Raw genomic sequence first — 12,892 nt, 5'->3', positions numbered from 1 at the left:
GCTATGAGTTTTAAAACTTCCATGCCCGGGTTTGAGGGAGAGGCTGCCGGTGCGTTAGAGTATATGCGGCAGGATAAAGAAAAGGTGCTGGATCTGCAGATTAAGGCCTGGATCGATGATTTTATGGCTTACTTGGAACCGAAAGGCTTCGATTCCGAAGAGGCATCCGCTTTTATTCTGCTGGCGGCTACTTTAATGGAATGGAAGATGCAACTGCTGCTGCCCAAACCGCCGGAAGCAGCAAAAGAGGAGGAACCCTATGACAGAGCAGCGCATCTGGAAGAATATCGCCGGATTCAGACTGCCGCCCAACAATTGTCACGTCTGGCGGAACAGCGCGAATGGTGGGTGGCAAGGCCCGCCGATGAAGTTCAGATCGGTATCGATCCGGTGGATCGGCTGCGCCATACCGGTTTATTTGATTTGCTGACCGCTTTTCAGCGCGTGCTGCAAACAAGCGATGAAATGCTGGATGTCGATGAAGTGATTGAAGCGGAAGAATATGAATTGGAACATCAGATGACCTATATCTTATCCCGCCTACAACAGAACCGCGGCCGCATTCTGTTTGAACAATTGTTCCGTCCGGGCAGCCGTCGCAATTTGCTGGTGGCCACTTTCCTGGCTTTGCTGGAATTGGTCCGGCTGCAGCAGCTGAAGATCGAGCAAACCACATCTTATGGTGAATTATGGATTGGAGAGGTTGTAAGTGATGCAAGATAATCAGGACCTTTCCCTGACTCCGGTCAATTTACCGGCGGAACAGGAAAACGGGATGCTGGAAGCTCTGCTGTTTATCAGCGGCGAACCGGTTCCCTCCGAGCGTTTGGCGGAATTGTTGGGCAAAACGGTGGCAGAGACCGATCTGCAGCTGCAGGAAATGGCAGCGCTCTGGACAAACGATGCCGGGCGCGGTTGTACCTTGCTGCCGGTTGCCAACGGCTGGCAGATGGTGACCAAACCGGATTATGCCAAACGCCTGCGCTATTTTTTGCAGTCGCTGAATAAACCGCGAAAATTGTCGCCAACCACCTTGGAAACGCTGGCGATTGTGGCTGGCAAGCAGCCGGTCACCCGTCAGGAAGTGGAGTTGATCCGCGGCGTCAGCGCCGATTATGCCATCAATCAATTGCTGTCTCTGGGCTTGATCGCTGAAGTCGGGAAAAAGCCGGGAGCCGGCAGAGCGAATCTTTATGCCACGACCGATTTGTTTTTGAGCCATTTTGGTCTGCGCTCTTTGGATGATTTGCCGGAGAAATTGGAATTTTTGGGAAAAGGAGTCTAAAGGATGCCTTTCATCACGTTTGAGGGAATCGATGCCAGCGGTAAGACAACGCAAATCACACGTCTGGCGGAAACATTGCAAAAATTGGGCGCCGCGGTTTTGGTCACCCGTGAACCGCGCGGCACGGAGGTTGGCGTCGTGATCGGCAATTTGGTGCTGGATCGCAAAGATCTGGATATTTTGCCCGCCACCGAGGTTTTTCTATTCGCCGCAGATCGTTGTCAGCACGTGCGCCAGGTAATCAATCCGGCGCTGCGGCAAGGTCAATTTGTGCTGTCCGATCGTTTTGTGGATTCCAGCATCGCCTTTCAGGGTGCGGCCGGTCTGGAACTGGATTTTATCCGCGCCGTCAATCAGTTGGCGGTCAATGGTTTAAAGCCGGATCTCACCTTTTGGCTGGATCTGCCGGCGGAAGAGACGATGAAACGGATTGCCAGGCGAGGAGAAGGCGATCGTTTGGAAAGCAAAGGCATCGTTTACGAAGACAAAGTCAGAGCGCTCTATCAGTTGCTGGCAGATCAGGAGCCGCGGCGCTTTGTAAAAATAGACAGCACCGCCGCACCGGCGGAGATGGCAAAAACGATTGCGGCAATTGTTCGGCAGCGCTTTTTGCTCTGATCAACAGCGTTTTCGCTGTTGCTGACACTGAAAAAGGAGATCTCTGCCTACGGCAATGTTTACCCGGACGATCAGAAAAATGACCCATCCCGAAGATGTGGGTTCATGTAGGAACATGAAACATAGGCCGTTCTGTTTGACTTATGCGCCGGAAAATATTATACTATATTATTGTAATGAAATGGAAATCATAAGTCTGCGGTGGAGAGTGATACCTTGTTAAGAAATGATATTAGAAATGTTGCCATTATTGCCCATGTTGATCACGGCAAAACCACGCTGGTCGACGCAATGCTGCGGCAAAGTGGTATTTTCCGCGCGAATGAAGCAGTACAGGAACGCGTGATGGACTCCAATGATTTGGAGCGCGAACGCGGTATTACCATATTATCCAAAAACACCGCTGTTGTTTACCGGGGTATCAAGATCAATATTGTGGATACCCCCGGCCATGCTGATTTCGGCGGTGAAGTGGAACGGATCCTGGGTATGGTGGACGGCGTCATTTTGGTGGTGGATGCCTTTGAAGGCCCCATGCCGCAAACCCGCTATGTCCTGAAGAAGGCTTTGGAACATGGCTTAAAGGCTGTGGTCGTGATCAATAAAATCGACCGCAAAGACGCCCGTCCCGTTGAAGTTGTGGATGAGATTCTCGATCTTTTCCTCTCCCTGGATGCGGAGGAAGACCAATTGGATTTTCCGGTGGTTTATTGCTCTGCCCGTGCCGGCGTAGCCGGTACTCAGCTGGATGCCATGCAGGATAATATCCAGCCGATTTTTGAAATGATTGTCAACACCATTCCCGCTCCCGACGGCGATGCGGAAGGTCCTCTGCAAATGGGAATCAGCACGCTGGACTACGATGATTATGTCGGCCGCATGGCGGTCGGCAAGATTATGCGCGGCACCGCCAGAGTCAATCAGCAAGTGGTGGTCTGCCGGCCGGACGGCAGCATGAACAGAGGCAAGATCAGCAAACTCTACACCTTTGCCGGTCTCAAGCGCAAGGAAGAAACCGAAGTCTCGGCAGGAGAATTGGTTTCCATAGTGGGTTTGGAAGACATCAACATCGGTGAAACCATCTGTGACCCGGATTTTCCGGAGACACTGCCGATGATGCCGGTGGATGAGCCGACCCTGTCGATGAATTTTATGGTCAACAACAGTCCTTTTGCCGGTCGGGAAGGTACTTTTGTCACTACCCGACATCTGCGCGACCGTCTGATGCGCGAGCTGGAGAAAAATGTTTCTCTGCGGGTGCGGGAAACCGATTCCCCTGATTCTTACGAAGTCTGCGGCCGCGGCGAGCTGCATCTTTCCATTTTGATTGAAACCATGCGCCGCGAAGGTTACGAAATGCAAATTTCCAAACCGCGTGTCATCACCAAAATCGTCGACGGCGTTTTAGTCGAACCGATTGAATACCTGGTGCTGGACTTACCGGAAGAAACGATGGGCCCCGTGATGGAATTGCTCGGGCCGCGCAAAGCCGAAATGAAGAATATGCATCATCTCTCGGAAGGTCAGCTGCGCCTGGAATTTACCATACCGGCGCGCGGTTTGATTGGCTTCCGTTCCGACTATCTGACGCTGACCAAAGGCTATGGCATCATGAATCATGTTTTCCACAGCTTCGAAGCCTATAAAGGTGATGTCGGCAAACGCAGCCGCGGTGTTTTGGTCGCCTGGGAAGACGGTGAAACCACCGGTTATGCTCTGCACGCCCTGCAGGACAGAGGCATTATGTTCCTCGAACCGGGCACTGAAGTCTATCGCGGTGAAATTGTGGGTGAAAACACCAGAGAAGACGATATCGATGTCAATGTCTGTAAGAAAAAACATGTCTCCAATATGCGTTCTTCCGCAACGGACGAATCAATGCATCTGGAAACGGCCAAGAAAATGACGCTGGAGCAGGCGATGGAATATATTGAAGAGGATGAACTGGTGGAGGTCACGCCCAAGAGCATTCGCTTACGCAAAAAAATTCTTGACCCAACCGCCCGTTACCGCGTAGCGCAGGGCCATTCCGCTTCCAGAATCAAAGAATAAGCGAAATTGTAAGAAGTGTGTCCCTTGATCGTTGCCGCAGGGACACGCTTTTCTTTTGCCCCTGACAGGATTTTGCCGGCTGCGAGGCGAATTTTTAAAGCAACGAGCTGTAAGATAACGGAAAGGGTGGGAGCGGATGGAACTGGCTCATTTATTGAATCCGGAACAAGAAAAAGCCGTCCGGCAGACCGAAGGACCGCTGCTGATCATCGCCGGTGCCGGCAGCGGCAAAACCAGAGTATTGACCTATCGGGTTGCCTGGCTGCTGGAACAGGGCGTCGATCCGGCACGCATCCTGGCCATTACCTTTACCAATAAAGCCACGCAGGAGATGAAAGAGCGTATTCTCGCGATGGTTGGCGAGCAAGGTTCGCGCATCTGGATCAGCACCTTTCATGCCATGTGTGTGCGTATTCTGCGTCAGGATATCGAAAATTTGGGTTATCAGCGCAATTTTACGATTTTGGATCAGGACGACAGCCTAAAAGTGATCAAACGTCTGCTGAAAGAGCGCAATCTGGATGAAGAGAAATACAAACCGGCCATCGTTGCCGACGCGATTGACAAAGTCAAGAATAAAATGGGCTCCGGGGCCGAGCTGGCGCGTACGGCTAAGGATCTGTTCGAACGCAATCTTGCCGGTATCCTGCAGGCTTATGAGCAATACACGATGCTGCACAACACGCTCGATTTTAACGATCTGCTCAATCTGACCGTACGTCTCTTTCAAACCTGCCCGGAAGTGCTGGAGCGTTACCGCAATCGCTTCCAATATATCATGGTTGATGAATACCAGGATACCAACTTTACTCAGTATCGTTTGATCAACCTGCTGGCCGGGGAAAAAGGCAATCTTTGTGTGGTCGGCGACGAAGACCAGGGCATCTATTCCTGGCGCGGCGCCGATATTTCCAACATTCTCAACTTTGAACGGGATTATCCCGGCGCGACCGTGATCAAATTGGAGCAGAATTATCGTTCCACGCAGAACATCCTGGATGCGGCGCACGATGTGATTCGGAACAACACGCAGCGCAAAGAGAAAAAACTTTGGACTGAAAAGCGGAGCAAAGAAAAAGTCACCCTGCTGGAAACCGAAAACGAAACGGACGAAGCCCGTACCGTCATCAGCATGATCGATCGGCTGAAACGGGAAAAGGGTTATCAGAACCAGGACTTTGCCATTCTTTATCGCACCCATGCCCAGTCGCGGAAATTTGAGGACGTCTGCAACGAAAATGCGCTGCCTTATATCCTGATTGGCGGTCTGAAATTTTTCAGCCGCAAAGAAGTGAAAGATATCATCGCCTACCTGCATGTGCTGGTCAATCCTTATGATGACGTCGCGCTCAGACGCATTATCAACGTACCGCGCCGCGGGATCGGCGAAACCAGTTTCAGCCATATCGACGCGTTTGCCCGCGAAATGGGCATCCCCTATTACGCCGCCCTGGAAGAAGCCGATGCCATTCCGGAATTGCAGGCGCGGGTGGCGAAAAAGCTGCGCGAATTCGTGCAGCAACTGGACAATTACCGTAAGATGTCCGCCTATTTATCAGTCAGTGAAATGGTGAAAACGGTGATTGAAAGCAGCGGTTATCTGCAGGAACTGCAGGCTAGTCCTGACCCGGACAGCGAAGACAAGGTGCAGAATCTGATGGAATTTGTTAACGTGGCGGTGGAATATGAAAAGAAACCGGACATGGATCTCAGTCTGGAAGGCTTTTTAACCAACGCTTCGCTCAACTCCGAAAACGAAGCGGAAGGCAGCAATCCGGCCGACCGCCAGCTGACGCTGATGTCTTTGCACGCGGCTAAAGGTTTGGAATTTCCGGTGGTCTTTCTGACCGGCCTGGAAGAGGGGATTTTCCCCTTTGCGCGCGCCATCTATGACGATAACGCCATGGAAGAAGAGCGCCGTCTCTGCTATGTGGGCATGACCCGGGCTAAAGATCTCCTATTTCTCTCCTATGCCAGGCAGCGCCAGACCTACGGTGCAACCAACTATAACCGCCGCTCTCGCTTTATCGATGAAATTTCGGAGGATCTGCTGCAGGAACCCAAAGCAACACGCAGCAGGAAAGCGGCGGCAGAGAAGGAACCGTTGATTCCGATTGCTTGGAGTAAAGTAACGGAATGGAAGCAAGAAAAGGCGGCAGAGCAAGAAAAACAACCCGCGGCTGACAGCGGGAAGAAAATTGCGCAACCAGCAGGACAGAGTTCAACCAAACCAACAAAAACAATCGTCAACTTTGCGGCTGGTGAAACGGTCAAACATAAAATCTGGGGCAACGGCCAGGTGCTGGAAAGCAACGGTACGGGAGACAGCCAGGAAATCCTGGTGGAATTCCCCAACGTGGGTTTGAAGCGTTTAATTGTGAAATATGCTGCGCTGGAAAGGGTGGAATCATGACAATGGAGGATGTTTTGCTCAAGATGCGCCAATTGCAGCAATTGCTGCAGCGCTATGACGAAGCTTATTACCAGCTGGATGCACCGTTGGTCAGCGATGCGGAATACGATTTGGTCTTTCGGCAGCTGCAGGCGCTGGAAGCGGAATATCCCATGTTGGCGGCGCCCGATTCGCCTACCCAAAAAGTGCGCGGCAGTGTGGTGGCAAAGTTCGCCAGCCATCCGCATCGCACCTTAAAACAGGGTCTGGAGAACGTCTTCGGCACGGAAGAACTGCGCGGCTGGCTGACGAAAATCACAGCCGAATACGGCCCGATCACCTTTGTGGTCGAACCGAAGATTGATGGTTTAACCTTGGTGCTCAGTTATGAAAAAGGCAAGTTGAAGGTGGGAGCGACTCGCGGCGACGGGATGAGCGGTGAAGACATCACGCACAACGTCAGGATGATTCGCTCGGTGCCCAAACAACTGACAGAGGATGTTGATCTGGAAGTCCGCGGCGAAGCCTATCTGCCGCGCGAATCGTTTGAACGTCTCAATGCCCAGCGCGAACTGAACGGAGAACCGCTCTTTGCCAATCCGCGCAATGCGGCAGCCGGTTCATTGCGGCAATTGGATGCGCAGGTGGCGGCCAGCCGTAATTTGAACAGCTTTTTTTACAGCCTGGAATGGCAGAACGGAACTCCTTTTACCACACATGAAGAAACGCTGCAGTATCTGCAGCGACTGGGCTTTCGGGTCAATCCGCTGCGCCTGATCAGCAATGATCCGACTGAGATTTTGGCCTACTGCCTGGCCTGGCAGGATCAGCGCCGCAATTTGGATTATGATATCGACGGTTTGGTGATTAAAATCAACGACCTGGCTATTCGCCGGGAACTGGGACAGACAGCAAAGGCCCCTCGCTGGGCGGTTGCCTATAAATTCCCCATGGAAGAAGTGGAAACGACGCTGCTGGCCATTGAACTGACGCTTGGCCGCACCGGTGTGGTAACCCCGACGGCGGTGCTGGAACCGGTACGGGTAGCCGGCAGTCTCGTTGGACGCGCTTCTTTGCATAATGAGGATCTGATTCGCGAGAAAGACTTAATGCTCGGCGACAAGGTCTTAGTGCGCAAAGCGGGAGAAATCATTCCGGAAGTGATTTCTGTACTGACAGAAAAGCGGACCGGCAGAGAAGTGCCATTTCAGATGCCGGAAAATTGTCCGGTTTGCGGTCATAAGCTCTACCGGGACCCGGGTGAAGCCGCCTGGCGGTGCCCTAATCTTGCCTGCCCGGCGCAGGTGCTGGAGAATATCGTGCATTTTGGCAGCCGTGCGGCGATGGATATTGAGGGGTTGGGGCCGCAGAACGTGCAGTTGCTGCTGCAGCAGCAATTGATTGCCGATGTGGCTGACCTTTACTTTATCCGGAAAGAGAATCTGCTGGAACTGCCGCGTTTTGCGGAAAAATCGGCGGAAAACCTGCTCAACGCCATTGAGCAAAGCAAAAACAGAGGTTTGGAACGCTTGATCTTTGCTTTGGGGATACGCCATGTTGGGCAAAAGACCGCCGCTGTCTTAGCCAGACGTTTTCAGAGCATGACAGCTTTTGCGCAGGCAACTGCCGAACAGCTGCAGCAGGTGGAAGACGTCGGTCCGGTCATTGCCTTGAGCATTGTCAATTATTTTTCGCAAAGCGAAACGGCGGAACGCCTGCGGCGTCTGCGGCAAGCCGGAGTTAAAATGACCGCCGAACAAGCGCAGGATTCGTCGGGGGAAGCACCGCTCGCGGGTTTAAAGTTTGTGGTGACCGGCACACTTTCCGCTTACAGCAGGCAGGAAATAATCGACTTCATAGAGAAACAGGGAGGGAAAGCAGTAGATTCGGTCAGCAAAAAGACCGATTACGTGCTGGCAGGGGAGAATCCCGGCTCCAAAGTGGAAAAGGCTAAAGCTTTCGCTGTACCTGTACTCACGGAAGCAGAATTCAAACAATTGTTATCGGAAAGGTTGGAGAAGAAATGAAGAAAAAACTGTTAGGCAAGACCGGTATTGAAGTAACCCAGATGTGTCTCGGCATTTTACCGATGGGTCCTGTACAACGTAATATTCCGATTGAGGAGGGAAGCCGCATCATCCGTTCCGCTGTGGAACACGGCGTCAACTTTCTGGATACCGCCGAGATGTATCATACCCACGATTATATCGAGCAGGCGCTGCGCGGTTTTCAGGGCAATGTGGTGATTGCCACCAAATCGGCGTCGACCACCTATGCGGCTATGCAGAAGAGCGTGGAAGCGGCCCGCAAAGAATTGAACCGCGACTGCATTGACATTTTTGATCTTCATGCCGCCCGCGCCAACCACACGGTGTTTGACGAGCGGGCCGGCGCCATTGAGTGCCTGGTGGATATGAAGGCCAAAGGCTACATCAAAGCAGTGGGAATTTCCACGCATGCCGTGGACGTTTGCCAAATTGCCGCCAGCCGACCGGAATTCGATGTGGTTTTTCCCATCATCAATAAAATTGGCATGGGCATTTTGCAAGGTGATCTGAACGGCATGATCGCTGCTGTCAAAGCCTGCTACAATGCCGGCAAAGGCCTCTATGCCATGAAATCACTGGCCGGCGGTCATCTGATTGGCGACTTGGTGGATTCGATCAACTATGTCCGTGGAATGGAAGAGTTTGCCAGCGTGGCGGTTGGCGTGGTCAATGAAAAAGAACTGCAGATGGATCTGAAGATTTTCAACGATCAGCCGATTCCCGTGGAAGAGCTGCCTTCTCCCGAAGTCAATAAGCGCATGATTGTACTGGGCAACTGTATTGGTTGCGGTAATTGCGAAGAAACCTGCCCCAGCATGGCCATTCATGTGATCAATGGTCATGCCGTGATCGACGACAGCAAATGCCTGCTCTGCGGTTACTGCCGTCCGGGTTGTCCGGAATTTGCGCTGCGTCTGGTTTAATCCTGCTGCAAGGCAGCTTCGTCGCTGTAAGAGGGCCATCTCGTTTTCAGAGATGACCCCTTTTTTACAGGAACCGCAATCGATATCAGGGTGTCGTACAGCGAGGGTGTCGATTGCAGTCTCTGTAAAAAAGAAAAAATCAATGGAGGGAACCTTTATGAAGGACCATTTTGCGGACATACAAGAGTCAATGCCGGAAATCCGCCTGTTGCAAAACGCCAGCATGGCAAGTTTCACCAGCTTTCAGTTCGGCGGTCCGGCCGATTTGCTGGCGGAACCGAGCACGGCGACGGAGATTGTGCGCTTGGTGCAATATGCCAACCGGAACGAATTGCCCTATCTGGTGATCGGCAAAGGCAGCAACCTGATTGTGCGGGACGGCGGCATCCGCGGTTTGGTGATTGTTTTGGCCGACCGTTACAGCCGGATGGAGCTGCTTACTAAAACCACAATCAGGGCGGAAGCAGGCGCGAGGCTGATTGCTTTGGCGCGCTTTGCTTACGAACAAGGCTTGAGCGGTTTGGAATTTGCCTGCGGCATTCCCGGCAGCTTGGGCGGGGCGGTGGCGATGGATGCCGGCGCCTATGGCGGTGAAATGAAGCAAGTGGTACTGCAGGTAACGGCGCTGAATCGAATGGGACAAATCATCCGGCTCAGCAATCAGGAAATGAACTTTTCTTATCGGCATTCCACCGCGCTGGAGCAGCAGCTGATCGTTTTGAGCGCCGAATTAGAGTTGACAGCAAAAGATCCGGTAGAAATCAAGGCGCAGATGGATGATTTAAGCGCCAAACGGCGCAGCAAACAACCGCTGCAGTATCCCAGCGCCGGCAGTGTTTTCAAGCGTCCGCCGGGGAATTTTGCCGGCACGCTGATTGAACAGGCCGGGCTGAAAGGTTATCGCATCGGTGACGCCCAAGTTTCCGAACTGCATGCGGGGTTCATCATCAACCTTGGCCATGCCACGGCCAGCGATGTTTTACAATTGATTCAATACATTCAAAGCACTGTCTTGCGGCAATCCGGCATCCGGCTGGAACCGGAAATACAAATCATTGGCGAGGAGATTTAAATGGCAAAGCAAAAAAACAGCTGGAGTCTGCCGGGCAACAAACAAACAGCCGCAGCCGGCAATATGAGCTTCAGTGTGCATCAGCAGATAGAAATCACGGCCGACAACATTGGCATCAACGGGGAAGGGGTCGCCCGTTACCAAAACCTGGCTGTCTTCTGCGATGGCTTGCTGCCGGGAGAAACCGCCAAAGCTGAAATCAATGAGATTCACAAAACCTTTCTCCGGGCAACCCTCTTGGAAATCCTGGTCAGCTCGCCGCAGCGGCAGCAACCGCCTTGCCAGTATTACGCGCAGTGCGGCGGCTGTCAGCTGCAGCATTGGCAATATGAAGCGCAAACAGCCTGGAAAGAACTGCAGGTAAAAGAACAACTGCGGCGTTTGGCTAAAATCGAACCCGAACTGCAGCCGATTTTGGCAGCAGAGCAGCCCTATGCCTACCGTAATAAGATTCAGATGCCGGCAGGTCTGCAGGACGGTAAAAAAGTGATTGGCCTATATGAAAAAAACAGTCATCGCATTGTCGACATCAAGCGCTGCTTGCTGCAGTCTCCCCTGGGTAACAAAGTGCTGCAGATTGTGCGGGAAGAAATTTTCCGGAGCAAACTTTCCTTTTACCATGAAACAGCCAATAACGGATTGCTGCGCCACATCATGATTCGCACCAACCGTGAAGACACGCTTGCTCTGCTGACACTCGTGATCAACGGACTGACCATTCCGGATGAAAAGCAAATGATTGAAAATTTAGTGCAGCAGATTCCGGAACTGAGCGGCATTGTCTTAAACTACAACACAGAAAAAGGCAATACCGTACTGGGCGAAAAGAGCAGATTGCTCTGGGGCTTTGATACGCTGGAAGACCAGATTGGCGAGGCGACTTTTCTTGTTTCGGATCGCTCCTTTTTCCAGGTCAATCGCTTTCAAACCGAACGGCTCTATCAAATTGTGGCTGCTTATGCTAAAAAAGCAGGCGCGGTTCGCTTGCTGGATGCTTACTGCGGCATCGGTTCCATCGGCTTATTCTTAGCCAAATGGCAAGGAAACGCAGATGCTGAGCTAAGCGCCCTAGACTTACAGCAGATTATCGGGGTGGAAATTGCTGCGGTGGCAGTTAAAGACGCGGAGAAAAACACCCTGCAAAACCGGGTCAGCAACGCAACCTACTATACCGGTAAATGCGAAGATGTCTTGCCAAAACTGGCACAGCAGGGGATTAGCGTCGACTGTGCTGTCTTCGATCCGCCCCGGCAGGGCTGTCAGCCCGAATTCCTGCAGGCAATTGCCAAAGCCAGAATCAATAATCTGATTTATGTCAGCTGTAACCCAAACACCCTGGCACGTGATGTGGCGCTTCTGCGTGACTTAGGTTATGAAGTGGTCAGCGGCCAGGCAGTGGATATGTTCCCCATGACAACGCACGTTGAGACGGTGGTGCTGCTTACGAAATGTGGTTAAGCGGATGAGGGAGGGAATTCAACCACTATATGTATGTAGTGGTTTTGAACAAAAATGAGCAATAAACGGACCCGAAAAGTGTGTTTCTCGGCCTTGTGTTTTTTAGGGCATTCCATAGATGACATATCGGCAAGCAGGAATTTGGAGGGGATTTATGTGAATACAAAAGAATTACTCCTAGCATTTTTCGATGCAGAGAATAAACGGGACTGGACAACATATCGGCAGTTCCTTTCGCCGGATGTGGTTTGGGAGTTGCATTCTAAACATGTTAAAACCACTAGAGGAATAGATAATTACCTTGCCGCTATGATGGAATCATACAAGGACAGCGATAATACCTTTGTATGTGAAGCTCTGCATCAAAGCTTCGATGGAACCCGTATTGTCGCCATCCTGAGAAACAATTTGGGCGAGTGCTCGTGCGATATCTTTGAGTTTTCCAATGGCCATATTGTAAAGGAGTACGAATTCATACTGGCATGACAATTCCAATTTATCTGTAAATCTAAAACAAATGAATCCTGGAAAAAGCTGAGTATTTTCCAACAAAGTTACCCCGCTTTTTATGCCTTTTTTGGGTTTCATTCTAAGACGAATGCAGGTTATATTCTCAAAATGTATCCTTCCGCCAATGAGATACCAGAGGAGTACGGCATCTTTTTTGTAGCTTCACGGCAGACGGTAAGAGGAAACATATCAAGGTTAAATCTTTTAATTTTACCTATATCTTTTAATTATTCCACGCTGCTATATAACAGGGGTATGCATTTTAGTTTCGCTACCGACAACCATCCTATAACCTATTTTCCGCACCCTGCACGGGTATAAAAAATAATTTTAAAATATGGAAAAATTTACAAAGGTACAGGCATTGCCGGCGTCGAAGTACCCCCCGAATAATTCAGGAGGTGCTTGCTACCATGGATTTATCGAGCCTGATGGTCAGTTCGTCTGGTGCTTCGTCATTGATCGCAGCTTATTGTCGACTGTTAAAAATCCCCGAGATGATTGACCAGAACGTGTCTTGGGATGACACCCAGT

At 51.4% G+C, this 12,892-nt stretch carries 10 protein-coding genes; all 10 read left to right on the top strand.

The features are described 5' to 3' along the window. Window positions 1-3: 3 nt before the first annotated feature. The 10 genes from LLG09_00320 to LLG09_00275 all read left to right on the top strand — a co-directional run bounded on the left by LLG09_00320 (window position 4) and on the right by LLG09_00275 (window position 12,334). Window positions 4-723 carry a segregation/condensation protein A gene (locus LLG09_00320; GenBank protein MCE5195580.1) on the top strand — a complete coding sequence of 240 codons (720 nt, stop codon included), beginning with the start codon at window positions 4-6 and terminating at the stop codon, window positions 721-723. Continuing rightward, complete coding sequence (gene scpB / locus LLG09_00315) at window positions 713-1,285, top strand: SMC-Scp complex subunit ScpB (protein MCE5195579.1); 573 nt, start codon at window positions 713-715, stop codon at window positions 1,283-1,285. Before LLG09_00320 ends, scpB begins: the two co-directional genes overlap by 11 nt. A 3-nt stretch (window positions 1,286-1,288) precedes the next feature. After that, window positions 1,289-1,903, top strand: coding sequence for a dTMP kinase (tmk, locus tag LLG09_00310; protein MCE5195578.1), 615 nt, complete (start codon window positions 1,289-1,291; stop codon window positions 1,901-1,903). Window positions 1,904-2,119: 216 nt separating this feature from the next. Beyond that, a complete protein-coding gene (gene typA / locus LLG09_00305) occupies window positions 2,120-3,955 on the top strand; it encodes a translational GTPase TypA (protein ID MCE5195577.1) in 1,836 nt (611 codons plus the stop codon). 136 nt (window positions 3,956-4,091) lie between these two features. Next, window positions 4,092-6,368 (top strand): UvrD-helicase domain-containing protein, encoded by a 2,277-nt coding sequence (locus LLG09_00300; protein MCE5195576.1) that lies wholly within the window; start codon window positions 4,092-4,094, stop codon window positions 6,366-6,368. Beyond that, on the top strand, window positions 6,365-8,374 hold the full coding sequence (gene ligA, locus LLG09_00295; protein MCE5195575.1) for an NAD-dependent DNA ligase LigA: 2,010 nt from the start codon (window positions 6,365-6,367) through the stop codon (window positions 8,372-8,374). Before LLG09_00300 ends, ligA begins: the two co-directional genes overlap by 4 nt. Continuing rightward, the gene (locus LLG09_00290) at window positions 8,371-9,318 is read left to right on the top strand and encodes an aldo/keto reductase (protein ID MCE5195574.1); all 948 of its coding nucleotides are present in this window, start codon (window positions 8,371-8,373) and stop codon (window positions 9,316-9,318) included. The genes ligA and LLG09_00290 overlap by 4 nt, the downstream gene beginning before the upstream one ends. Window positions 9,319-9,475: 157 nt before the next feature. After that, window positions 9,476-10,390, top strand: a complete 915-nt coding sequence (murB, locus tag LLG09_00285) for a UDP-N-acetylmuramate dehydrogenase (protein ID MCE5195573.1) — start codon at window positions 9,476-9,478, stop codon at window positions 10,388-10,390. After that, the gene (gene rlmD, locus LLG09_00280; protein ID MCE5195572.1) at window positions 10,391-11,848 is read left to right on the top strand and encodes a 23S rRNA (uracil(1939)-C(5))-methyltransferase RlmD; all 1,458 of its coding nucleotides are present in this window, start codon (window positions 10,391-10,393) and stop codon (window positions 11,846-11,848) included. 156 nt (window positions 11,849-12,004) lie between these two features. Further along, window positions 12,005-12,334, top strand: a complete 330-nt coding sequence (locus LLG09_00275; protein MCE5195571.1) for a nuclear transport factor 2 family protein — start codon at window positions 12,005-12,007, stop codon at window positions 12,332-12,334. The last annotated feature ends 558 nt before the right edge of the window (window positions 12,335-12,892 follow it).

This window comes from Negativicutes bacterium (assembly GCA_021372785.1).
Taxonomy (GTDB): domain Bacteria; phylum Bacillota; class JAAYKD01; order JAAYKD01; family JAAYKD01; genus JAJFTT01.
The sequence above is the reverse complement of the archived record's forward strand: the minus strand, read 5'-3'. Positions and strand labels throughout refer to the sequence as shown.